This is a genomic window from Nocardia sp. NPDC101769, from assembly GCF_044766925.1.
In the GTDB taxonomy this organism is placed as follows: Bacteria; Actinomycetota; Actinomycetes; order Mycobacteriales; family Mycobacteriaceae; genus Nocardia.
Genome location: NZ_JBIWMX010000059.1, coordinates 1 through 22859 on the forward strand (window position 1 = coordinate 1; position 22859 = coordinate 22859).

A 22859-nucleotide genomic window follows, 5' to 3' on the forward strand; every position below is an offset into this window, starting at 1 on the left:
AGGCCACAGCCATCACCTGAACACCCATGGTTATCGGTGGGAATCCATTTCGTCACCGCGTACCCCCGCACCAAGACCGGCGTCAGCTACGGCTGGGGTTGGTGCTCGTCGCGGGCCCGACCCCGAACCAGTGCTCGTGGGGAACCAGCGGAACCGGTACCGCGGACATAATCCCGGCCCTCGGCCCGGTGCTGAAGTCGCTCGAACTCCGATCCAGCCACCGGTGCCGCACCGGTTGCCACGACCAGCCCGTGGCCGGCGCCGCGATAATTCGTCGACCACGACCGAACATCATGCGGCGCGAGCTGTCCGGAAACAACCGGGACAATTCACCGCGACATGAGACACGGTCTCAGCCCTACCGATCAGAGCCGCGACACCCTCGAGGTGCGGCTTACCGCAGCTGGATGGGACTACTACCTGACCGAGTGGCCGCACAACGGGCGGCGCCGTCGGCGACGGCGTACCCCCCGATGATGCGTCACCTATCGGCGTGCGGCGTCGCGCCGTCGGCGGGCTGCGCGAATTTCGTTGTCCACCAGTTCATCGCGCGCTTGGGCGTATATCTGGGTGGTCTCGGTTTTGGCGTGCCCGAGTCGGCGGCGGATCACTTCGAGTGACACTCCGGAGTCCATGAGTTCCATGGCGTGCGCGTGGCGCAGTTGGTGGATTTCGATGTCGACGCCGGCGGTGGTGCGGTATTTGATCCACCGGTTGAGCACGGCGTTGTAGGAGATCGGGCCGCCTCCGCCGTTGATGGACGGCCGGAACAGGGGGCCGCTGGTGTAGCCGGTGCGGGCGAGGTAGAGGCGTAGCAGGGCGACGAATCCGCGGTCGTCGAGCAGCACGACGCTGGTCTTGTCGCCTTTGCCGTGCAGGGTGATGTGTTCGTTGTCGACGCGCAGATCGAGGTCTTCGACGTAGGCGCCGCACACTTCGGCCGCGCGTGCCCCGCAGACGTAAGCGAGTTCGAACAGCACTCGGTCGCGCAGGACGTCGATCGGCACGTCTTTGCGCGGCCGCCGCGCGCAGATGGTGTTGAGCAGCTTGTGCACCTGTGACCCGCACCTACTACGAGGGCATGGAAGATCAGCTCTCCGCGCTCGGGTTCGACGCGGTAGGCCCACACCGCGCCCTCGATATCGCCTCCGCCCAATACCGCACCGCCGATGCCCTCGTATCAGCGTGCAGCGACACCGACCAGCTGCGGCCCCGCCTGCTGGGTCTGCGATCGAACCTGGCCCGCTTCGGCGGCTGGCTGCTGTTCAACCTCGGCAAGTACTCGGAGGCGGCTGCCGCCTACGAACAGGCCCTCGACGACGCCCATGCGGCGGAGGATTCGACGCTGGCGGCGTTCACCCTGTGCCAAGCCTCGCACCTGGCCACTTGGCGCGGCCACGGGCGGCGCGGCGTCGATCATGGTGTGGCCGCGCAGGAATGGGCGGCACAGACCGGCGATCCGCGGCTGCGCGCCTACGCCGCGGACGTGACCGCGCGCGCATTCGCCGCGACCGGGCGGCGACGCGAATGCCTCGACCTGCTCGACCGCCTGACCCGCAACCACGGTGCCAACACCAGCCCCGACGAATCGCCCGCCTACTTTTACCACGACGGCCTGGCCATCTCCACCCGCGGGCTGTGTCTGCTCAACCTCGGCGAAACCGCGGCCGCCGTGAACGCGCTCACCGACGGAATCCAGGGCATCGCACCGGAATTCACGCGAAACCGCGCGTTCAACAGCGTCGACCTGGCGGCTGCGCACCTGCGGGCGGGCAGCGTTGATGCCGCCACGGCCGCCGCCGGCACTGCTGCTGAGCTGACCGCGACCAACCGCTCACCTCGGCTTGTCGCGATGCTGTCCATGGTGCGCGCCGGGATGCAGCCGTGGCAGCATTCCGCGCCGGTGCGGGAGCTCGATGCTGGGCTGCGCCACTATCGGCTGCCGGTGCCCGTCAGCTCCCGCACGTAGACGTCGAAGACCGGCGAGGTCCAACCCGCATCCGGCGGGCTGTCCTGGCGGCTGAGCAGGTCCCAGCCGGTCGCGGTGTAGAACTCCGCTGCCGGTAGCCCGGGGATCATGCCGAGCGTGGCACGCTGCTCGGCACGCTCGCAAAGCAAGGTATCCATCAACCGGGCTCCGATGCCGTGCCGCCGCCACGGTTGGGCGACCGCGATATCGATGATCGCGAATGTGCGGCCTTCCCACTCCGTGGTGAATTCCTGCGGCATCGGGTCGCGCAGGCCATCCCACCACCTACCCGAGGCGGTCAACTGATACCCGTAGACGAAGCCCACCAACTCCCCGCCGACCTCGGCGAGCGCGCACCCGAAACTAGGATCCGACAGCAGCCGCAACAGCGTTGCGCGATGCTCCGCAGGCGTTTCGGCCACGTTCGGTGGCTCCGCGAACGCCTGCTGATACAGCCCGCCAATCGCATCCAGCCGTACCGCCACCTCGCTGGCGGCGGCCACCCGCACCGAAACCTCATCCACGACCGCGAGGATAGACGTCGAGACGGCACCGGACGACGCCTTCGCCTCGACTTCTGGTGTCGACAAACCGGACTGGACCGATCAGGAGGCGCACCTTGACGTGGACTATCCGCAGGGTGATGCCGGGTGACGGGCCTCGTCTCCGCGCGCTTCGCCTGCGCGCACTGAGCGACGTTCCGGAAGTCTTCCTCGAAACCTACGACGAGGCGGCGAATCTCACCGCGGTCGAGTGAGAATCGCGAGTTGCACGCTACCGGCAGCCCGGCGATCAGCTCCGGGTCGTGGGCGAATCCGACGGGATCTGGTCGGGTATGGCGGGAGCCTTCGTGCACCGCGAGCGCAATGACATGGGCCTCACGGTTCCTGTCCGGGCGGAGGATCGTTGGGCGATGTTCGAGAGCATGTACACCGCTCCGGCGGAACGCGGCCGAGGTCTAGCTGCCGAGCTGTGCTCGCACGCATTCCGATGGGCCGCCGACGCTCGGGTCGACTGGCTGGGTCTGCACGTACGTGATTCCAATACGCGCGCGATCCGGTTTTACCTGCGCCAGGGATTCGAGGTCGCTGCGCGCCAAGAGCATCCAGAGTTGAGCGTGACGACGCTGGTGATGGTGCGGCCGGTCAGGAAATAGCTCGCGAAGAAGATCGTCGAGACGCAGCCGTTCAAGGAAGCCAACACGGGCCGCGTGCTGAAGGCACTGCTCGCTCACGTCGATCGCCGCCCCCGCTCCACGTTGTCGACGGCAACCTCAAGGTCAGGGAGATCGAGGAATGGTCGGGAGCACCGATGACGAAGATTCCTGCGGCCGTTGCGTTCCCGCCGGGGATGCCGCGATGTCAAGTCGGGCCGAGCCATCGGCGGGATCGTTCAGTGCGATAGCTCGATCCGTTGAGACGCCACTGCAACACGTCCGGCGGTGATCGGGCCGGAGAAGGAGAGATCGAGGCTGACGGGCTGGGCGCCGAAGCGCTCCGCGGCGGTTCGCAGTGCGTCGACGGAGACGAGGCGGCCGTGGTCTTCGATGATGGCGGCCGTTGTCGGCTGGATGATGGCGATCATGGGTTCGCCAGCCATGGTGATCGCCTGTGCCATCAGGGTTTCTAGTTCGGCGGGGTGGTCGGGCATCTGCATGACAGCCCTATCCCCCCAGGTGTGCGGGCCGCCGGCGCTCGGAAATGCGGGCGGCTGATGTTCGTGTCGATAGCGAAGGTGCCGGTGGTGCAGTCGATTTCAGTCACAGCAGAGCTGGAGCACGGATCGCCGCAGCATCCTCGCGCAGCTGCCCCGAGGACGAGGAAGCAGCGGGCTCGCAGGCGGTGGTAGCCAGCGCGGTGCAGAGCAGCGTGGCGACGCCGAGAGCGATGACGCGATGCTTTCGCCGAGTCGAAGTCATTGCCGCAATACTAGTTTCACCCGCATCGCGGCGGATCCGGTTGATCCCCCGAATCGGAATGGGGGAAGTCCCTCAGCAGGAGCTCGCTCGATGACGTTGCGCCAGTTGTAGAACTGAGGGCCGAAGCTCCGGCCACTCACGACCGCGATCGGAACGGTTGACGCGCGGTGTCCAAGAAGCTGTGTCACAGCGCGACCAGAGTTGTGGAAGGTGCGCTCAGCCATGCCAGTCCGCGCATGCCGCAACGTTGAATCCTCGGCTGGGAAAGACCGACTCCATGAAGAAGTCGTGTATCGCCGGGTCGGCGTCGGCGCAGCCGTCGCGTAGAACGGTGACGTCGTAGTCTCGGTCCGCTGCTCCGTAACAGGTTGCAGCGACCATTGCGGAGGTAGCGACACCGGCGATTGCGAGAGCGCTGACGCCCCGCGCGCGGAGCACAAGGTCGAGATCTGTGCCTTCGAACGCGCTGGCACGATTTTTCCGAACCATGACATCGGTGCTTGCGACCGGCAGATCGACTTCTGTTGTGGCTGAGCCGTCGTGGAAGTTCTCCCCGTCTTCGTAGAACGTTCTGAGTAGTGGGTTGTGTGGTGGGACGTCGGTTCCGTTGGCGCGGAAAGCGAAGCGCACGAACACGATCAGGATGCCGGATTCGCGGGCGTGGGGGAGGAGCTCGGTGAGGGGCGCCAGAGGGCTCTTGGCGAACGGGTAGTTGTTCGTGATTCCCCGCTGGAGGTCGCCGATGATCAATGCGGTCCGGGGCATGCTGGTGTCCTGACTGGTTGTGGGATGGCCTGAATTGATCTGATTCGCCGAGGAGCCGCGGACGCTGTTGTGGGGCTCCGGTGAACGAGTCCTGCCGGGATGTGGAAGCTTTCAACTGTGGTCGAGAAGTCCGAGTTCCCGGACGATGCGGGCGAAGGCGTGGATCTGTTCGTTGTCGCGGTCACTGCGCCAGATCAGCGCCCACCGGACCAGGTGGGAATCGGTGATCGGCAGGTAGGTGACGCCGGGGCGGTTGTAGTAGCGGGCGATGTGGTTCATGCCGGTGGTGAGGGCGGTGCTGGTGCTGACGGTGGTGAGAATATCTTCGAGGGTTGAGATTTCGGTGACCCGCTCGATGCGTCTGCCCTTGGGGGTATAGAAGGGGCTGACCGAATCCTCCCAGTACTCGGGCAGCGGTGCGCTGGGCTTGAAGACCCCGAAAACCCCGAAGTCCTCCAAAGTTAGGTGCTGCTCGCCGGCGAGAACATGGTTTCCGGGCAGGACCGCCACCATCGGCTCCGCGGAAATGATGGGCCCGACCGTCAATCCGGGCTCTTCTACCGGCAGCCACGCGATGAGGATATCGGCCTCGCCACGGTGCAACGGCCCGAACTGATCGCCGAATTCAGTACTGCGAATCTGCAACTCCCACTCCGGATATCGTCGCCGGAACCCATCCCAATACGGTTGGTAGTCATAGGGGTTGTAACCGATCATCGCCACGCGCAACACACCGGAGATGCCCAAGGCCGCCGAGCGCGCGTTCTCGATGGCGTGCAGCACACCGTGGTACGCCGGTCGGAGTTCGGTGAGCAACTGGTGCCCGAGGGCGGTGATCTGCACGTTGCGCGGATTGGACCGATCCACCAGGCGGCCGCCGATGCGGCGTTCCTGGCTCTTGATCGACTGGCTGATCCGTGCCTGGGACAGGTGCAGCCGCTGCGCGGTACGCCCGAAATGCAGTTCCTCGGCCAGCACCAGGAAGATTTCGATGTCCCGCAATTCCATGGCGACAATTGTGCTCCTCCGGGATCGGCGCTGCGAACAGAGCATTGGGAGCCACGACCGCGCAGGTCTCAGATCACCCTCGCGAAGAAGTCGCAGATGTCATAGAGCAGCAGGTCCGGCGCTTGGTGTGCCGGCCAGCGTCCGCCTGTACCGAACTCGTTCCACTGCACGATGTTCGCGTGGTCTCGCTCGGCGAATCTGCGCACCGGCCGCATACCGGGTGTGAAGGACGCCAAGCCGAGCGGCACAGTACTGGGTCCGGTCGGGGAGGCGGCGTTGTTGTTCGCGACGAGAAACCCTGCAGCAGGTGCGGAGGCGTTGGTGAACCAGTGGATCGAGAGGTTGGTGAGGATTTCGTCGGTGGGCATCGAATCTGCGAGCAGGGGAGCGCTCCAAGCCAGTTGGCCCGCAGGGGAGTCGGCCAGGGCATGGGCCAGCGTTCGCAGTTGCGCCGCAGGGACGTGGTGCGCGGACTTCTGCAGGACCTGCTGCCAGTACTGCACCTGCATCAGGTCGCAGGCAGTGAGGCCGTCGAGTTCTCCCTTGTCACCGCGGGGGAAGGAAAAGATCTGACCGACGTGCACGCCGATCACCTGTTCCGGTGCGAGACGCCCCAATTCGGCGGCAACGGCGGCGCCCACATCGCTTCCGTGCACGCCGTAGCGGTCGTATCCCAGGCGCAGCATCAGTGTGTGGTAGGCCGCCGCTGTGCGCGCCGGATGCCAGGCGGGAACCCGCGTCGGCCTGGAGAACGCATACCCGGGGTGCGACGGAATCACCACATGGAATGCCGCGGCCGGATTACCGGTGTGGGAGCGCGGATCCGTGAGTTTCGCGACCAGTCCGAGAAATTCGGTGAACGAGCTCGGCCAGCCCGCGGCCAGCAACAGTGCAGTCGCGTCGGGTTCGGGTGAGACGACGTGGACGAAATGTATGCGATGCTCATCGATCTCGGTGGTGAACTGGGGAAAGGAGTTCAGCCGCCGCTCCTGAGCGCGCCAGTCGAACCCGTCACGCCAGAGTTCGAGCAGCGGAACCACATACGACAACGGAACCCCGTACTCCCAGCCGGGCCGGGTCGGCACTCCGACCTCGACCGTGGTGTCCTCGTCCTCGAGCATTTCAGCGAACCTGGTGTGGGCCAATCGGTAATGAAGATCGTCCAGCTCGGTCTGCGGTATGTCGATGTGGAAAGGCGTGATCACGGGCAGTTCGTTCCTTCGGTTCATCCCGGAGTGCTCTCAGCAAGCCTGCAGCACCCGCGCGAGCCAGAACAACGCCGAAACCAGGGGGGTTCGATTACTTTCAGTAATGACTTGACCGCCCTTCACAACGATCTCGGGCCGCCGGTGTGTTTCTCATTACAAAAAGTGATCGGACCTTCGAGATGTCGGCGTTGTTCCCCAGCTGGTGTTGTCGCAGGCTTGCTCCAGGACAAGACGAACACGGTATGACTTGGCCGACCGCGTACTTGCCGGTCATCACCGGCTGTCCCGATCGGCCAGGTCAGGAAAGAGCAGCATGCGGATCTCCAGTTGTCGTTGTCGCGGCTTCGAGTACACCTTGACCGAGCCCGCACCCTGGGCAGTGGAGCTGCCCCCGGCCGCGGACACGACGTCAACGGCATTCTCTGAGTGTTTGTTCGTGACCGTCACTGTTGAGCACGGCGACGCCGGTCTGGCCGCGCTCGCCGCCGAACAAATCCAAGGCATCGCAGCAGAGAGCGCGGCGAACTCGATCGTCATCGACGGCCGCTTCTGCCCGATGGCACCGGATGGCCGCACCGGGGCCGATATCTTGTCCGAGCTCGCCGACGCACTGGATGTGCTCGCCGAAATCACCGAACTCTCGGCGTCGGCGGCCCCCACGAGCCTCATGCCCTTCGGCTGGCAGTCGAGAACCCGCGGCACGCTAGTGGCCGATAGCCAAGCGCGACACCTGATTCACGTGTGGCCCAACGTGGTTCGAGGATCGAGCGACTCGTCCCCCCAGGCGATTGTGCTGATCGATGTGTCTGCGGGGGCAGAGACGTTCAGCGCCGAACCCCAGCCCCAAGAGGTGCCCTGACACAACGGCCACACTGTGGCCGACCTGTTCACCCAGCAGAACATCACGCTCAGAGTCGGCCATTCCTCCACCAATCCCTTGATCCGTCCCTCCGACTACGGCGAACGTCAGCCTTTGAGCCCGGTGCGCGATCCGCCTGTCCTTCTCGGGTTCGGTGGACCGACGCGGTCACGACAATGCCCCAGGGCCGCAGATCGTCTTTCCTCGCGCGGGAACGCTCACTTGCCCAGATGTCGGGCGTGACCTATTTTCTCGGCTGGCTCGAGTGGGTCACCAACGACGACTGAGGTTTTGGGTGCTGAATCCTCCCAGCGCGGTGCCTCGCACCGGCATTCCCTCGCAGCTGGCTGCGAACCTGACGATGGCCGAGCAGTACGGCTGGCACCGTGCGTTCCGTAATCGGCACCGGGTAAGTCGCCGATCGTGCCTGCAGGGTGGTGCGGCCGCGGCGATGGTCGCCGGACTCGCTTCCTTCAGTCGGGTTGCCTACGCTGCGGACACGCCGATGGCGGTTGGCGGCCGACCTGTCGGATTCGGGCCGCGCAGAGTCCCCATGACGGAAGTCGGCGATGAGCCAATGTGGGTCTCGCTGCCGCAGTGGGATTCGCGATGCCATACCTGTGGGTGAGGCCGACGGCGGTCGCCACACTCGCGGGTGATTGATCGCAGGTGCCTGGTGCGATGGTATCGGGACATGACCACAGCAACTCGTCATCAACCTTGGGCGACAGCGGCGGCCGTCAGCGCTTTGACGACGGCGACCATGACGACCGGCACGCGATGCGACTCCGCCTCGAATGCCCCGCAGTCGCCGGCGGGCACATCCTCGAGGCCGACCGGCTGCCCAGACTACACCGCCGACAAGGTGCGGGATGCACTCACCGACAACGGGTTCGATTCCAGTGCAACATAATTCGTCGTCGACACCTACCGACTTGGATCTTCCCACTGCTGGGATGTCGCCGAGGCGGAGCGGATGGAAAGCTCTGATAGAGACACGATCGGGAGACGGGTGGTCGCGCCCCTCGATCCACGCCACGGCAATCGCGCTGGAAGCGTCTCAGGTCACATCGACTCGACGCAAAGGATGCGACGTCAGCAGTGGGAAGATGATGCGGTCGGCTACATCGGTCAATTGTGACGGCACGACGCGTTCGAGTTCGGTCCAGCCTCGTCGGGCCAGTAGCTCGACCAGTTCGACCACTGTGCGATACAGGGATCTCGATCCCGTTGTGGTCGATTGCGAAGTGTTGTGCCGCCGCACTTTTCGTCGACGTGCCGACCACGCTGAAGGGTTGTCTCTGGGTCAAGGTCAACCATCACCGAAACCACCAGGCTGACCAGGTCAGAAGGTCACGACGACCTTGCCGCGGCGATTCTTGTCGGCGAAACGCTCATGTGCGCGCCGGATTTCGTGAATCCCGAAGATGGCGTCCACTCTGGTGCGAAGGCTTCCCTCGTCGACATGGGCAGCCAATTCGCGTAGTAGTGCACCATTCTCACGCACCTGATGGATGGTGCTGCGCACCGAGCGTGCAGACATGTCCGGTAGCGGTCCGGCCTGGGTGGCGATCGAGGCGTAACGGCCGCCATCGGCCACCGCATCGGTGACGAAAGCGCCGTACGTGTCGAAGACAGCATCGTAGCCACGGTGCGGCAGTGCGGCAGGTTCGGTGGTGGCGAGCTTCGCACCGTGGGCGTGGGCGAGGTCGACGTCGGCATCGCGCGAGACCAATGCGTCGACGTGGACGCCCCGCGCGTGGGCAACCTGGAGGGCGATATTGCCCACCGCGCCGGCCGCGCCGGTGACCAGCAGACGATCGCCGGGTGACACCGCCAGCCAATCCAAGGTCTGCAGGGCGGTTGAACCGGCCAGCGGTAGCGTCGCGGCCTCGACGAGGCTGATTCTCGCCGGTGCGGGAGCCACGGACTCGGCCGGCATGACCACCACATCGGCCCAGGTGCCCCGCCCGGTGTCCAGCTGGTGCGACATCGCGAATACCCGCTCGCCGGAAGGGAATTCGCTCGCACCGGGATCGATGACGATGCCGGCGAGATCCCAGCCGAGGGTAATCGGGAACGACGGTGTGTCTCCACCGATCTCGCCCCCTCGTGTCTTGTCATCGACGGGATTGATACTGGTGGCGACGGTACGGATCACGACCTCGCCGGCTCCCGCCGCGGACTCTGGCACCTCTGCCGTCCGCAGCACTTCGAAACCGCCGAATCGATCGATCCGGACCGCGCGCATATTCGACCTCCCGACATGTGATCAACTACAGCCGCCAAACCCACCGCATCTCGGCGTATTCCCGAACGGCTCGCAGACCGTCGAGGGGGCCGGGCGCTCACGACTGCGGCTGTGATCGTGAGCGCCCGGCGATCTGCCTCGATCAGTAGCAGACGGGACGCCAGAGGGTGCCACAGAACCAGTGGTTCAGATCGGCGGAGCCACTGGAGATTTCAGTGTTTGCGACCTGCTGAGGATCCGCCGGAGTTGCGGCCTGGGCAGGTGCGGCGGACAGCAGCAGCGCGCCGGCCAGCAGCGATCCCGCAACGATCTGGCGGTTGACTCGAATCATTTGGAACCCGATCTTCCTGAGTTGGTTTCGGTTACGACAGTGACCCCCGTGAGTGGATCGAGCGCCGTGTCCGCATTGTTACGAACAAACATATTCGCAAACCCGCCGACCACCGCCCTCCACAACCGATAGTATCATCGGATGAATTTCATAATATGTTCTGCCGCAAGCGCTCTCGCTCTTGCTGTGACCTCCCTCGCCACCCCCGGGTAGCGTCCGCCCCGGCCACCGCCTCGTTCAGCGGCAGCGACTCCGTCGCGGCGGGCACCTCCGCCACTTTCTATGGCTGGTCGGCAGTCGCGGCCAGGTGGACCGGCCGAATCCCGTGCGGGACAGCCGAACCCGTTCCACGGGACACGCGCCTACCTGGCTGTCCCACAGCTAACTCCAGCGAGATCTCAATTCACCGCGCCCGAAAATGTTCCGGACCTCAGCCATTGGCGCCAACGGCCTGTGCGCCTGGATCCGCGGCATGGAGGCGCTCGTCGCCCATTGGGAGGACCGGCCCAAGCTCGCTGCGGAGCTGGCCGCTGACGGCTGGAGATTCAAACCCGAGACCGGCACGGCCCGGATCCGGCTGGCGTGCATCGAAGCCCGCGCCCGGGCCTGCACCCTGGAAGGCTCCCTGCCCCTCGAGGCGCTCGCTCGTGCCGATCGCGCCCGCGAGACGATGGCACACGACGATGACCTTGGCGGCATGTTCGCGTTTCCCGTCTCGAAACAGCTGCTGTATGTGTCCTCGACCCGGCTGTGGCTCGGCAGCTCCTCCAACCTCGCAGCGGCCGCGAGTTCGGCCGCGGACGCTATCCGGCTCTACGATGCCGATTCGCCCGAGACGCGCCGCGTTGGTGAAAAGGCGTTGGCGCAGGTCGATTTGGCGCTGGCGCGGCTGGGCTGTTCAGACCTCGACGGGGCCGCCGATGCGATCGACTCGGTGCTCGAAGCTGGCGGTGCGCGACGCACCGAGTCGATTGCACGGCGGCTGCGCCACGTCCACGCGGCGTTGGAACGACCAGCGCTGTCGACCTCGTCGACAGCGACCTCGCTGCGCGAACGCCTCAGCGCCTCACCGATAAAGCCCACACCTGCGTCGACACTTACGATGTGGCGATGATCGTTGGGCTGCTCCACCCCGGACAGATGGGTGCCGCGATCGGCGCCCGCCTCACCGCTGCAGGCCACGACGTCCTGTGGTGTCCCACCGGCCGTAGCCCAGCCACACACGAGCGGGCCGGCGCCGCCGGGTTGCGCCCGGTCCGGGACCTCACGGCGCTGCTCGGTCAGGCCGAGCTCGTCCTGGCGATCTGCCCGGCGGGCGTTGCCGAATCGGTTGCCCACGCGGTCGCTGAGAGCGGGTACTCGGGTGTCTATGTCGACGCCAACGCCATCAGCCCGCAACGCATGAACGCGATCAGCGACCTACTCACTACCGCGGCCACAGCGGTTGTCGACGCCATGGTCTCCGGCCCGCCGCCGACAGCCGAAACAGCCCCCCGCATCTACATGGCCGGGCCGTCCCCGATTATCGACCCTGTATTCGAGTTGCTGTCGGGCAGTGGATTCGACACCACGGTCGTGGCTGAACAGATCGGCGCCGCCAGCGCCCTGAAAATGGCGACTGCGTCATTCCTGAGGACCAGCCGCGCGCTGGTGGCAATCGCGCATGCCCTCGCGGACGCACACGGCGTCACCTCCGGGCTTCTTCGTGAAGCGGACCTGATGGGTCTGCCGATGCTCGCGGACCGCGACGACCTACCAGGAGTCGCCGCCCGCGCGTGGCGGTGGATACCCGAGATGTCCGAGATCGCAGCCACTTTGACCGACGCTGACCTGCCACCCGACTTGGCCAGCGCTACCGCCGCGATCTACCAGCTGTTAGCTCCGATGAAGGACGATTGGACCGCGACCCCGGGACAGGTGCTTCGGCAGCTGAAGTCGGATGCCCGGACGCGATCCACTTCTGGCGACAGTTGGTTGTCCGGGCCGGAAACCGATGAAGGTGCGGCAAGCCCGTGACCACCTGGCTCGCATGTTCTGCCGGACTGGACTGCTGCTGCACCAATGTCCGCCGCGGCCTGGGCGACAGTGGATACCAGATTGTGGGTGGTAATCCCCTAGCACTACCGCCTTAACTCACGATCTGACCCACGCCCAGCGCCAGGATCTCGACCCTATGGTCGCCATCAGCGGAGAAAGCGACGATGACTGATGCCGCAGCCACCATCGCCCCCGCACCTCAGATACCCAGTGCTGTAACAGTATTCATCTGCCTCGCCCTCCTTCACCCTCACCGGGCACACCACCGACGCCAAGTAACGGCGGCCGACGTGTCCCTATCGGCTGCGATCGGGTTCGAGGCCTGTGTCGCGCACCGCACGGGCGAGCCAGCGATCGGATCGACGAGAACTCAGATGGAGCGCGCTGTCTTACAAATGTAAGCAACGGGGTAATATGGGTGACGTGGTGTACGACATTCCAGAGTGGATCATGGAGTTGGCCGCCCGGTACGGCATCGAGCCGTACGAGATCATGCAGGTACTGAGCGGGCCTCGCCCGCGACTGCCCCGCAAGGCGGTCGGCGCGGGCGGTCTGACAGTGCTGATGATCATCGGGCGAACCTCGTCCGGGGCCCGCTTGCGGTGCTTGTGCGAACACTCGGGAAGTTCGACCACCAAGTTGTCGGAAGCATGCCCGTGACCGGTGAACTCCTCGCCGAATTCGAGAAATGGGAGGAAGGCCATGAGTGACCAGCCCAACTACCCGACCAGCGCCGCCGAAGCCGAAGAATTCGCCAAGTCGTTGACCTTCCGCGAGGTTCTCGACCCGAGCGTGCTGCCTCCTGTCGGGACACCCGCGACGGTCTCGATGACGGTGCGGGTTCCCATCGAGGTGCATCAGGCCATCCTCGACGAGGCCGAAGCGCGCGAAGTCGACAAATCCACCGTGGTCCGTGACTGGCTGGCTATCGCAATGGCCAGCTCCATCCGTGGCGACAGCACCCCCATCAGCCGTGAAGACGTCCAACGTGCGTTCCTCACCGCCTTGGCCAGCGTGCACCCTCTGCCCAAACGCACCGCGTAGAACGCTGGTCTCGGCAGTGGAGTGCCGAGACCAGCGGTTCGAGGGCTGACCGTACGCGAGTTGCCCCTCGCAGCGGTTGCCATGCTCTTGAGGCCGCGATCGCTGCCAGAATTCGAGGTCGCGCGCGGTGGAGCGCTGTGTGCTACCGGCACACGCCGTACCGGTGTCACCAGCCATCGTCTCGTGCTGGACTACGGGCGAGTTTTCGTCCCCACGCCTCGCCCGCCCGGCATCGACAAAATGGCCGATCGGCCCACTGCAACCCGCTCATTTCCGGCCGCGTCTACCGGCGGCCGCGGCGATCGCCGTCGTGTCGTCGCTGATTGCCGAACGTCCAACGCGCCAGCGCGAATTCGGTGCAACTGCCGTCGTCCCGCGTTGGGGTTCGCAGTCGACTCTCCCGCCACAACGGGCGCTTCGACTCGCCATCGATAGGATCCAGCCGAATCCCCGTCACGGTAGATGTCCGATCCGAAAAAGAATGAGAGTACGGCAAGTCCGTGACCAGCTAACTCGCATCTCTTTTCCGGACTACGGTGGCCGCCATTCTCCAAGAAGTGGTGCGAGTGCCGGATGAAGTCCGGAAAAGGTCTGTGTATTGCACACTCTCATCTTTTTTCGGATCGGACACGGCCAGCCGGTCCTGCGTGGGCTGGGTGTGGTCCGGCGGGTCGACGCGTCGGCGCTGGACTGGGTGAGCAGCGTGCGACGGTACTGCTCGAGAGCGATCAGGTCGTCGAACAGCGAGCGATACATGGCTGGCTGGTCGGTCGGCGAAACCCGCTGTAGCTGTGATTTCACCTCCTTGGTTTGGCGTCCGACCCACGTTTGCTGCACGTGCAGGAGGATGCCGTGCACGATGCGGGGATATCTCGCGCCGAGGCCACCGGGATTGGTTCGGCCGCCAGCGTGCGCACCAGGCCGCAGACGGTCTCGTCGGCGTGCTCGGTGACAGCGGCCAGGTCGGCTGTGCAGCGGTGCCGCCGGCAGCGTGGATATCGGCTCGGATTGCGATGTAGGCGGGGTGGGTGAAGGCACGTTCGTCGAGGGCATCGAATCCGGCACCGACGACGCCCGGGTCCTTGGAGGGCGGTGGCAAGCAGCTGCCGCTGAGCCCGCAGCGCTGGGTCGCGGGGATCAGGTCCTCGAATTCGTCTGCTACGACACCGCTTTAGCGAACGGCTGGCCGATCGCGACCGGCGTCATCGAAGGAGCGGCCCGTCGCCTCGTCGCCGACCGTCTCGAAATAAGGGGAGCCAGACGGGGATTGACCGGAGCCGAGGCCATCCTCACCCTCCGCGCTGTGATCGACAACGGCGACTTCGACACCTACTGGGCATATCACCTCGCCCGCGAACACCAACGCACCGACCCCCACGATCACCGACTCACCGCCTGATCAACCGTCCCCGCAGGAGAGCTACTCCCAAGTAGGTTTGCACACGATCACCAACCTGGGGTTGTTCGGGTTCGGGGCTGCCGGGCTCGCGGGCGCTGGACAGCCATGGCTGCGGGTCGATCTGGGAGCCGGCCGCCCACACGGTGGGGTGCACTTCGAAATGCACGTGCGCGCCGGTGGATTTGCCGTTGGAGCCGACGTAGCCGATCAGCTACCTGGCCTCGGCCCAGTCGCCGCGGGCTCAGCCCGGTCGCGAAGGCGTTCCACATTTGGCCGTATACCGTGGTTCCGCCACCGGATTCGGCGGGATGGTCGCTCACGATCCACTGCCCCAATCCGGACGCCGCGCCGATGTAGGCGATGGTGCCAGACTGTGCGGCGTAGAACGGGGTGCCGTCGTCTGCGGCGAAGTCCAGGCCGAGCTGGCTGGTGCCCGAGCTGGGACCGAATCCGGACGCGATCGAGTAGGTCCCCTGTTTGAGGGGCATGCAGCGAACCACCGAAGAACTCCCACCAGGTCAGCCGCAGCCGCATGCATTTGCGCGGCGCATGACGAATCAGGAAACCCGCGCCCCCAACGCTGGTTGTCCTGATTGTCACCCGCCCCGATGAGGCGCGGTAGATGTTTGATCGCCGTGGATTTCAGCGTTCGCTGAAGGTTGCGTTTCCCTGGCTGAATTGCCCAACGACGCTTGAAGATGCCGCGTGGTTTCCTTCTCGGAATCGGAGCTGCGACCGGTACGCCGACGGTAGCCTCTTCAGCACTCGGGGATCTACGCAACTCGCTCAATTAGAGGGAAGCATGGCCAAGAAGAGGAACCGTCCTGGCCGAGGTGGCCGACCCCCAGCTCCGAGAACTCCGCGGACCCCACCCGCCCAACGCGGAACAACAGTTCCCCAAGCACCGGAACCCCCTTCGACACCACGCCCGCCGTGGTGGAGGCGTTCCGTCACCTGGGTACTGGCAGCCGTCCTCACTGCAATCATCACCGGCCTCGGCGGCATTGCCACCGCCCTGGCCAACGGCGGGCTGCACGCCATCGGTCAGTGGTTGCACCCTCCCGCGAAGAATGTGCCGTTGACGGCGGCGGTCGAGTTGAGCGACAATCCGGCAAACCGTTGCACGGTATGGACTTTCCCCAAGCAGATTGCGGACCTGCCGTACCACGAGTTCAGCAGCCAAGCGTCGGCTGACGACGAATGGTCGCTCAATCAAGGTGGGGTGAAGCAAGGCGTGGCGACCTTCGCCATTACCGTCACGACCACCAGCGATAGCGCGGTAGTTATCCAGAACCTGCGCCTCAAAACGTTGTCCAAGACTGCACCGGTTCACGGTGTTGAAATCCGACGCGCGATGGGCTGCGGAGGAGTAAAGCAGGAGCGGAATTACGACGGTGACCTGAACGGATCGAGCCTCAAGTCCGTCGACCCACCGCAGCCAGGGGTCGGAGACCCTCCGAAATACACCGTCACCAAAACCGATCCAGAGATTTTTGAGGTGCTGATTGTGGACTCCTCCACCACACCGTGCCTGGACAACTTCGAGTTTCAGCTGGACTGGACGCAGGGGAACACAACGTCGACCCTCGACATCCGCTCCAAGGACAAGAAGCCCCTCCAGCTCAACAACTCTCACGGATCCAGTCCAGATCCGACGTACTACGGCGAGGACGGCACCTGGGTGAGAACCGGCTCGTAGGGCTTGGGATCCGGCTATCCCCTAGCTCTTCGGCGAAGTTGGCGGGCTCCTCCCACTAGCGCAGGTAGCCGCCTGCCTTGAACAGGACGAGCATGGCGGAGCGTCCCTGCACGGTCGTGGCGTTAATGCACCTCGGCCGAAAGACTGTCACCACCAACATTCCTTCCGCTTCGCTGGTGCCTCGGATACCGTAGTTCACGCAGGTCTACGAGGGTGATTCGAGTAACCCACACGGAGGTGCCGGGGTGGAACCAGTAACGGTGGTGGCAGCCGCTTTGGCTGCTGGTGCGGCGGCTGGGCTGACCGACACCGCCAAGAAGGCTGTCAGTGATGCCTACCAGGCGGTGAAAAGCCTTGTCCTGCAACGATACGGGTCTGTCGAAGCCGAAGTCGTTGGCATTGAGAAGGATCCGCACCAGCAGCTACGCAGGCAACTGCTGAGCGCCGAGCTCGCGAAGGCCGGTGCCGGAAGTGACGAGGAATTGCTGGTGGCAGCGCAGCAACTGCTGGTTGTAATCCACAAGCATGAACCCGCAGCCGCCGAGGCGGTCGGTGTGCGGCTAACACGCGTTGAGGTCGGCCAAGGGATCGAGATCACGGACATCACCTCCAGTGGCAGTGGCGTCATCGCTGAAGATGTAGCTGCCGAGTCGTTGACCATCCGTGGCGTCCACGCAAGTGACGGTCCGCCACACCCTCCGAGAGCGCGGAGGTAACGCCAACGCCCACCGCGCCAGGTTCGCTCTACACCCACAATTTGGGGGTAACCGTTGGCAGAGACTTCAATATCGTCCACACGCTGAACTATTCGACGCTCGGCCCGCCTCAGAGGCAGAAGCTATCGCGTTTCGGGTTAGTGGCTGGCTCGCTGGCCACAGTGGCGGCGACGGCCATCTCAGCCTTTGTCGGGATCCGATTCACATCACAGAGTGTGGTTCCCACACTTGTGCGAGTGGCCCATGCAAGTCTTCAAGATCAACAACTTACGGACGAATTCCCGTGGCTCGTTCATCGCCCACATAGCAAGGGCTCCGAGCTCGACATAATCCTTGGCAACTACGGATCGGACACCGCAGTCATTACCGGAGCACTCGTTACCGTGTTCAGAGCTGGAACTGCCGTGTGCCTCACACGTATTCCCACCCTGCCCGGAGCCGGCGGACTGAAGAAACCCCGCGGCGGAGGTGCGACACCAGTTGAAGCCAAGTATGACGTGCCTATCCCGCTGTCGGTCCCGAGCGCCAATTCAGTCGAAAGGGATATGCGCTTCGAGGTCCCTCCCAAGTCGATCGAACGATTCGTTCTCGGCATTCTCCCCGCCCCCGACCGTTCCCCGTACGACCTGACAGCGCAGGTAGATCTAGAGGTCTTTGGATCTCCAGATTTGATCCCCGTCGGTGCCGTGAACGTGAAGGGCCAATGACAGCAGGGACAGGGCTGAAATCCAACCCCAATCCAGTTCCATCAGGTCCTGGTGCACCGCGCTCTACAGCACTTCGGCGAAGTTGGTGGGCTCCTCCCGCTCGGGCAGATAGCCGCCGACCTTGAACAGGTCGAGCATGGCCGAGCGTTCCCGACGGTCATCGCGTCCGGGCTGGGAAGCACGATCAGCTCCGGGTCGGGGGTGTCCATGGACACCCACTGGGTTGCCGGGCCCCATTCGTTGACCAGCATCGTTTGCCGGGAGACCGGTCCGTCGATAGGCGCCTGCTGGTGTCGCGAGCATGGGGGCCGGAATGTGCAGCGTCGCCGCCCTGATCCTGCGCGAAGCCGGGGTTTGCTTCATCGGGAGCCGCTCGTTCCACGAGATCACCGGTCCGGCCGAAACGTGCCAATCGGGTGACGGAGCCATGCGGGCGGGGACGATCAACCTGACATAATTACTTTTTTCGGCGAAAATCGTTGCGACACAACATAACCCAGGGGAGAGCCACCAAATCCGGACAATCCGGGAAAACCATGCGAGCCCCGCAACCCGACCCACGCGACCCAAACCCCACACCGGACGCCGACCGAAAAAAGCCTGCACGCAACGGAGGAACCAAAACCCCAGGACACCGCCCGACAACACCGAGCGGGGACCGAAATCCAAAAAGACCTGCACGCCACGGATCCAGTCACACAAGCACCAACAGCCACATACATCACAGTGACGCAACCGGCCGACGCATAACTATGCAAGATGCCGCAAATAGCACACCCAACACGCAGGTCTTCCCGGATTCATCCACCAGATTCGGAGCACACGCACCCTCGGCGGACCACACGCAACTCTTTCCGGATCGGACACCTTTCGGCCATGCAGCAAACACGCTGCGGCGCAGATCTATTCGTCCGCCGATAATTTACCTTATGTCAACTTGACGTTGCTGACCGCCATCCCCGCGACGAGCGCGCCCGAGGAGTCCCGCCATGGGTGATGAGTTTGAAGACACCGAAGATTCGGCCGACGAACTCGTCCGGGAACGCACGTACCCGGTAGAGCGTCAACGCCACGCTTCCGTTGGGCGCAGCGAAACCGACTCCCGCCCAACCGAAGGCGAGCGCTGCAGCCAAGGCCGCACAGCCGCGCTGAAGGAGATCGCCAAGGGAAAACGTCTAGACCCGGAACACCGGCGTGCGGCCGTGGCGCACCTGATGCGCGTGCTGGGCCTCAGCGAACGCCTCGCCTGCCGGGTCACCGGGCAACACCGAAAGTACCCAACGCCGCTCACCGGCCGCCCAGACCGCAGCCGATCCTGATGCGGCGCTGCGTGATTGGCTACGCCGCTGGGGAACGGGTCGGTTTGGCGTTCATCCCACCCGGTCAGACCTGGCGCAACGGCTACATCGAATCGTTCAACGGCCGACTGCGCGACGAATGCCTCAACACCAACAGCTTCTGGTCCTTAACCCACGCCCGGGTCGTAATCAGCGACTGAAAAGACGAATACAACCACCGCCGAAGACATTCCGCGCTGGGCTACAGCACTCCAGCCCGATACGCTGCAACCTGCATCCACCGATAACCGGCTCTCACACACGGTGGACCGAATCACGGGGTCCCGTCAGAGGAGCTCCTGCCGTTCCCGCTCCGACATTCCACCCCAGATTCCAAAGGGTTGTTCAGTTATCAGCGCGTAAGTCCGGCAGTTATCGAGTACGCGACATGTGCGACAGACTTGTTTAGCCCGGCGAATTCGAGCTGTTCGAGCGCGACCCCTCTCCCCCTCGGGATGGAAGAAGACGCCCGAATCCATGCCGTTGCAGGCTCCAAGATCCTGCCACGGCATATCATCGACAGTCCGACGTCCACTCCTGATCGCTGTCGACATCGATAGTCCCTTCAAACATGGATGACATCCAGGTTAGGAGCTCCCCACTCCTGGAAAGGTGGACCACGGACGAACAGCGAGCAATACATCAGACTGTGAGATACAAGAGTCCCAGAGGGCAGACCGCCGAGTTTGCTGATGGTGGGGATCCATGGAGTCGCACCGCCGTCGCCGCCGGCGACCATCGACCTTCACCGCCCTGTTCCCGTCGGCCCAGGCGGAGCTGCACCAGGTCGGCTGGCACGACCCGACGGCAGGCTTGGCGGACGGCTCGACCGACATGGCGTTTGTGTGGCTGCCGCTGCCCGACAACCGCCGCTTCCGCTGGGTCGTCATGGTTTCCGAACCACGCTGTGTCGCAGTTCCGCGACAGCATCGGCTGGCGGCCAGCGACACGGTCACATTCGCCGACCTGATCGACGAGCCGTTCCTGGCGCTGCCGGAATCCGCGGGTCAGTTGCGCGAGTATTGGCTGGCCCTGGACGCCCGTGGTGGCCGTCACCCGCGCATCGGTGCGGTGATCGGCAGCCCGGACGAGGCTGCTCACGTTAGCTCTGTAACGCTCTGATCAGGGGAATCTGTTGGGGCACTGTTGTTGTGGTGGTCGGCGGCTCATGGTCGGGGCGGGGCGCCCAGGTGTCGCAAGAATGCAGCGGTCGGCCGAACCGCTCGGAGTGATCCTCGTCGGCGTTCGCGCACCGCTCTGCCGCCCAGTGCGGTAACTTCTGGTGGGAATACGACTTCCGCAGCGGCGGATACAGTTTCGAGATGTCGATCTGCGCCGGCGAACACGATCATCTCCTACATCAACTCGTGGGTTGGCACGACGATTCGGTTCGGCTCCACGAGTATTCGTTGCACACCGTCGAGCAGGAGCTCGGTTCACGTCACCCTCGGGCCTTGGCGGTCTTGCTGGACTCGGCGGAGTACGTCGATGCGCCGGACTTCGAGGGGTTGATCGCCGACTGCGTAACGCTCTATGCCGCTGACGATGAGAAGACGATCGATGTGCGCACCGCGGTCGCGGTCGATATGCATCGGCGCGGCCGACACGATGATGCGGTCGGGCTGCTCGAACGCAGCCTAACCGACAACGAGCGGGTTCGAGGCATCGACAGTCGCCTGACCCTGGAAGCACGTGAGCATCTGGCATTGGCGCTGCTCAGAATTCCCGACCGGGTGTCGGAGGCGATTGTCGTTTTGGGACAGGCACTTCGGGATCGGGAGCGCATCATCGACCTCGACGATACGGTCGCCATCGACCTTCGCTACCGGTTGATGGCGTACTACGTGGAAAACAGCCGTGACGAACTGGCGATCCCGCTGCTGGAGCGCATTCTCGACTCCGCCGAGCGCGTCCACGGTAAGGATCACCCCGAGACAGTCCATGCCAGAAAGGGATTGGCGGCCCTGTATCGGGGCACCAATCGCTACGCCTCGGAGATTCCGCTGCTTGCCTACGATCTGGTCGTCTGCGAGCGAGAATTGGGCCCCGACCACGACGACACTATCGAAGCGAGGTTTCAACTCGCCTGGAGTTCATGGCATTCCGGTAATCCGGAGCACGCGTTGCCGCTGTTCGAACAGGTCCTGGCCGCTCACGAGCGGCTACGCGGCCCCGGTCATGACGACACCATTCCGGTACGCCGTATCCTGTCCCACCTCTACGCCGCCAGATTCGAGCAGTTCGACAAGGCCGCCGACCAGTGCGAACACCTACTCGCACACCACGAGCGGAACTACGGCCCGCGCCACAACGACACCCTCGTCGTCTGCAACAACCTCGCCCACGCCTACCACATGACCGATCGCATTCCGGAAGCGATCGACTTGCACGAACGCGTCCTCACCATCCGCATGGACACCCTGGGATCGGACCACCCCGATACCCTGCTGACCCTGCACAATCTGGCCGCGATCTACGAACAGCTCAAACAACACGACCGTTGCGCCGACGCCTACGAACGAATCCTCGCTGTCCGCAAGCGCGTTATCGGCCCGCACGATCCGATGACACTGCTCACCCACGACAACCTGGGCGCCGCCTACAGCGCACTGGGCCGCTACACCGACTCGATCGAACAACACAAACTTGCACTTGCCGGACGCGGCCACATCCTGGGTCCAGAACACCCCGACACACTCGCCTCCTCCCACAACCTGGCGTTCGCCCTCGTCGCCGCCGGGCACCACGACGAGGCGATCGCCCTGGCCGCACGCACAGTGGACGACCGAGAACGGGTACTCAGCCCGGACCACCCGGGCGCTCTGTCGACCAGACACCTGCTCGGCCGCGCCTACCACGCGGCCGGTCATCGCGACGCCGCGATCACCACCCTCACCCGCGCCCTGGCCGACCGCGTCCGAGTCTTCGGTGCAGACCACCGGTACACCGCTGTCACGCGAGAAGCGTTGGTGCTCGCGCAGCGAGCCGAAGCACGCCCTTCACAGCAGTAGCGGGAGGGGCGCCACACCGGTGCCGTCGAGTGAAAACCCAAGGGCGCTAGCCGATCGACAGCACCGCACAGTGGCGGTTGATAGTGGGCAGCACCGAAGTGCCAGCAGAATCTGAACCCACGGACACGGCCGCCCGACGACGGGCCCTACCGGCTCTCCGATTCCGCTGCCGGACGAACCAGGTGCTGCTGAGGTGCTCGAATACCGTACTCTTCCAGTCATGCTGGGGTTTCGGCCTCCTCCCCTGTCGGCACGAATCCATAGCGCATGTACTTTTCAAGGACGCCGATGCCGACGGTAACGTCCACTTGGATTTCGGCAGGACCAATATTATCCAGAGCGGCCTGAATCAGCAGTCTACCGAGACGAATGTTCTGCCAACCAGGCAGAACGAACCCAACGCTGCGACTAGGTGAGCTGGCCGAATTCCCACTCGAAAAGGAGGTGCTGGTGATCGACTTTGCGCAGCTACCTCATCGTTGGCGTCGACTTCGACCGGGCGCTTAGCCTCGATCCACTGACGTAATTGGGAATCGAGGGTGCGGTGAAATAGCGAAAGTGCCCTCTGACCTGGAATGATTGGTGTTCTTGACGCAACAA

General features: G+C 64.3%; 27 protein-coding genes and 2 pseudogenes. 15 read left to right on the plus strand and 14 right to left on the minus strand.

The features are described 5' to 3' along the window. Positions 1 to 485: 485 nt before the first annotated feature. Positions 486 to 1055 carry a tyrosine-type recombinase/integrase gene (locus ACIRRA_RS42870; RefSeq protein WP_402780824.1) on the minus strand — a complete coding sequence of 190 codons (570 nt, stop codon included), beginning with the start codon at positions 1053 to 1055 and terminating at the stop codon, positions 486 to 488. 2 nt (positions 1056 to 1057) lie between these two features. Here ACIRRA_RS42870 and ACIRRA_RS42875 point away from each other — a divergent pair, with 2 nt between their 5' ends. Then, positions 1058 to 1969, plus strand: coding sequence for a hypothetical protein (locus ACIRRA_RS42875; RefSeq protein WP_402780827.1), 912 nt, complete (start codon positions 1058 to 1060; stop codon positions 1967 to 1969). Here ACIRRA_RS42875 and ACIRRA_RS42880 read toward each other — a convergent pair. Further along, a complete protein-coding gene (locus tag ACIRRA_RS42880) occupies positions 1933 to 2493 on the minus strand; it encodes a GNAT family N-acetyltransferase (RefSeq protein ID WP_402780830.1) in 561 nt (186 codons plus the stop codon). The two genes, ACIRRA_RS42875 and ACIRRA_RS42880, sit on opposite strands and share 37 nt — an antisense overlap. 95 nt (positions 2494 to 2588) lie before the next feature. On the opposite strand from ACIRRA_RS42880, the gene ACIRRA_RS42885 reads away from it, so the two are divergent. After that, positions 2589 to 2726, plus strand: a complete 138-nt coding sequence (locus ACIRRA_RS42885) for a hypothetical protein (RefSeq protein ID WP_402780833.1) — start codon at positions 2589 to 2591, stop codon at positions 2724 to 2726. A gap of 48 nt (positions 2727 to 2774) precedes the next feature. Further along, positions 2775 to 3125: a GNAT family N-acetyltransferase gene (locus ACIRRA_RS42890; protein ID WP_402780836.1), complete on the plus strand. Its 351-nt coding sequence runs from the start codon at positions 2775 to 2777 to the stop codon at positions 3123 to 3125. Between the two features lie 236 nt (positions 3126 to 3361). Here ACIRRA_RS42890 and ACIRRA_RS42895 read toward each other — a convergent pair whose 3' ends face one another. From ACIRRA_RS42895 to ACIRRA_RS42920, 6 genes are all read right to left on the minus strand, one after another. Continuing rightward, positions 3362 to 3625 carry a hypothetical protein gene (locus ACIRRA_RS42895; protein WP_402780839.1) on the minus strand — a complete coding sequence of 88 codons (264 nt, stop codon included), beginning with the start codon at positions 3623 to 3625 and terminating at the stop codon, positions 3362 to 3364. Between the two features lie 103 nt (positions 3626 to 3728). After that, on the minus strand, positions 3729 to 3887 hold the full coding sequence (locus ACIRRA_RS42900) for a hypothetical protein (RefSeq protein ID WP_402780842.1): 159 nt from the start codon (positions 3885 to 3887) through the stop codon (positions 3729 to 3731). A 216-nt stretch (positions 3888 to 4103) separates the two neighbouring features. After that, positions 4104 to 4652 (minus strand): cysteine hydrolase family protein, encoded by a 549-nt coding sequence (locus tag ACIRRA_RS42905; protein ID WP_402780845.1) that lies wholly within the window; start codon positions 4650 to 4652, stop codon positions 4104 to 4106. 111 nt (positions 4653 to 4763) lie between these two features. After that, positions 4764 to 5660, minus strand: a complete 897-nt coding sequence (locus ACIRRA_RS42910) for a LysR family transcriptional regulator (protein ID WP_402780848.1) — start codon at positions 5658 to 5660, stop codon at positions 4764 to 4766. Between the two features lie 68 nt (positions 5661 to 5728). Then, positions 5729 to 6865 carry an epoxide hydrolase family protein gene (locus tag ACIRRA_RS42915; protein ID WP_402780851.1) on the minus strand — a complete coding sequence of 379 codons (1137 nt, stop codon included), beginning with the start codon at positions 6863 to 6865 and terminating at the stop codon, positions 5729 to 5731. 276 nt (positions 6866 to 7141) lie between these two features. Then, complete coding sequence (locus ACIRRA_RS42920; RefSeq protein ID WP_402780854.1) at positions 7142 to 7273, minus strand: hypothetical protein; 132 nt, start codon at positions 7271 to 7273, stop codon at positions 7142 to 7144. Between the two features lie 25 nt (positions 7274 to 7298). On the opposite strand from ACIRRA_RS42920, the gene ACIRRA_RS42925 reads away from it, so the two are divergent. Beyond that, positions 7299 to 7727, plus strand: a complete 429-nt coding sequence (locus ACIRRA_RS42925) for a hypothetical protein (protein WP_402780857.1) — start codon at positions 7299 to 7301, stop codon at positions 7725 to 7727. 1060 nt (positions 7728 to 8787) lie between these two features. On the opposite strand, the gene ACIRRA_RS42930 is transcribed toward ACIRRA_RS42925, so the two are convergent. The 3 genes from ACIRRA_RS42930 to ACIRRA_RS42940 all read right to left on the minus strand — a co-directional run bounded on the left by ACIRRA_RS42930 (position 8788) and on the right by ACIRRA_RS42940 (position 10309). Next, the gene (locus ACIRRA_RS42930) at positions 8788 to 8931 is read right to left on the minus strand and encodes a hypothetical protein (RefSeq protein WP_402780860.1); all 144 of its coding nucleotides are present in this window, start codon (positions 8929 to 8931) and stop codon (positions 8788 to 8790) included. A gap of 141 nt (positions 8932 to 9072) precedes the next feature. After that, positions 9073 to 9978 carry an NADP-dependent oxidoreductase gene (locus tag ACIRRA_RS42935; protein WP_402780863.1) on the minus strand — a complete coding sequence of 302 codons (906 nt, stop codon included), beginning with the start codon at positions 9976 to 9978 and terminating at the stop codon, positions 9073 to 9075. A 142-nt stretch (positions 9979 to 10120) separates the two neighbouring features. Next, a complete protein-coding gene (locus ACIRRA_RS42940) occupies positions 10121 to 10309 on the minus strand; it encodes a hypothetical protein (RefSeq protein ID WP_402780866.1) in 189 nt (62 codons plus the stop codon). 472 nt (positions 10310 to 10781) lie between these two features. On the opposite strand from ACIRRA_RS42940, the gene ACIRRA_RS42945 reads away from it, so the two are divergent. From ACIRRA_RS42945 to ACIRRA_RS42965, 5 genes and pseudogenes are all read left to right on the plus strand, one after another. Then, positions 10782 to 11423, plus strand: coding sequence for a hypothetical protein (locus tag ACIRRA_RS42945; RefSeq protein WP_402780869.1), 642 nt, complete (start codon positions 10782 to 10784; stop codon positions 11421 to 11423). Beyond that, positions 11420 to 12325, plus strand: coding sequence for a DUF1932 domain-containing protein (locus ACIRRA_RS42950; protein ID WP_402780872.1), 906 nt, complete (start codon positions 11420 to 11422; stop codon positions 12323 to 12325). The genes ACIRRA_RS42945 and ACIRRA_RS42950 overlap by 4 nt, the downstream gene beginning before the upstream one ends. 435 nt (positions 12326 to 12760) lie before the next feature. Next, positions 12761 to 13006 (plus strand): hypothetical protein, encoded by a 246-nt coding sequence (locus ACIRRA_RS42955; protein WP_402780875.1) that lies wholly within the window; start codon positions 12761 to 12763, stop codon positions 13004 to 13006. A 42-nt stretch (positions 13007 to 13048) separates the two neighbouring features. Further along, a complete protein-coding gene (locus ACIRRA_RS42960; RefSeq protein ID WP_402780878.1) occupies positions 13049 to 13390 on the plus strand; it encodes a hypothetical protein in 342 nt (113 codons plus the stop codon). Positions 13391 to 14549: 1159 nt separating this feature from the next. Beyond that, positions 14550 to 14789, plus strand: a pseudogene (locus ACIRRA_RS42965) (ISKra4 family transposase); the annotation flags it as partial. Between the two features lie 47 nt (positions 14790 to 14836). On the opposite strand, the gene ACIRRA_RS42970 reads toward ACIRRA_RS42965, so the two are convergent. Further along, complete coding sequence (locus tag ACIRRA_RS42970; protein WP_402780881.1) at positions 14837 to 15277, minus strand: M23 family metallopeptidase; 441 nt, start codon at positions 15275 to 15277, stop codon at positions 14837 to 14839. Positions 15278 to 15867: 590 nt separating this feature from the next. Between ACIRRA_RS42970 and ACIRRA_RS42975 the strand changes: the two genes are divergently transcribed. From ACIRRA_RS42975 to ACIRRA_RS42985, 3 genes are all read left to right on the plus strand, one after another. Further along, a complete protein-coding gene (locus ACIRRA_RS42975) occupies positions 15868 to 16488 on the plus strand; it encodes a hypothetical protein (RefSeq protein ID WP_402780884.1) in 621 nt (206 codons plus the stop codon). A 245-nt stretch (positions 16489 to 16733) separates the two neighbouring features. Further along, positions 16734 to 17204, plus strand: a complete 471-nt coding sequence (locus ACIRRA_RS42980; protein ID WP_402780887.1) for a hypothetical protein — start codon at positions 16734 to 16736, stop codon at positions 17202 to 17204. 41 nt (positions 17205 to 17245) lie between these two features. Next, positions 17246 to 17911, plus strand: a complete 666-nt coding sequence (locus ACIRRA_RS42985) for a hypothetical protein (protein ID WP_402780890.1) — start codon at positions 17246 to 17248, stop codon at positions 17909 to 17911. 63 nt (positions 17912 to 17974) lie between these two features. Here ACIRRA_RS42985 and ACIRRA_RS42990 read toward each other — a convergent pair whose 3' ends face one another. Beyond that, a complete protein-coding gene (locus tag ACIRRA_RS42990) occupies positions 17975 to 18592 on the minus strand; it encodes a hypothetical protein (protein WP_402780892.1) in 618 nt (205 codons plus the stop codon). Positions 18593 to 19053: 461 nt separating this feature from the next. On the opposite strand from ACIRRA_RS42990, the pseudogene ACIRRA_RS42995 reads away from it, so the two are divergent. Beyond that, positions 19054 to 19496 (plus strand): annotated as a pseudogene (locus ACIRRA_RS42995) (transposase); the annotation flags it as partial. Positions 19497 to 19535: 39 nt separating this feature from the next. Here ACIRRA_RS42995 and ACIRRA_RS43000 read toward each other — a convergent pair. Then, the gene (locus ACIRRA_RS43000; protein ID WP_357004778.1) at positions 19536 to 19802 is read right to left on the minus strand and encodes a WhiB family transcriptional regulator; all 267 of its coding nucleotides are present in this window, start codon (positions 19800 to 19802) and stop codon (positions 19536 to 19538) included. A gap of 151 nt (positions 19803 to 19953) precedes the next feature. On the opposite strand from ACIRRA_RS43000, the gene ACIRRA_RS43005 reads away from it, so the two are divergent. Continuing rightward, the gene (locus ACIRRA_RS43005; protein WP_402780895.1) at positions 19954 to 20370 is read left to right on the plus strand and encodes a LysR substrate-binding domain-containing protein; all 417 of its coding nucleotides are present in this window, start codon (positions 19954 to 19956) and stop codon (positions 20368 to 20370) included. A gap of 332 nt (positions 20371 to 20702) precedes the next feature. Next, on the plus strand, positions 20703 to 22259 hold the full coding sequence (locus ACIRRA_RS43010; RefSeq protein WP_402780898.1) for a tetratricopeptide repeat protein: 1557 nt from the start codon (positions 20703 to 20705) through the stop codon (positions 22257 to 22259). Positions 22260 to 22859 lie beyond the last annotated feature (600 nt).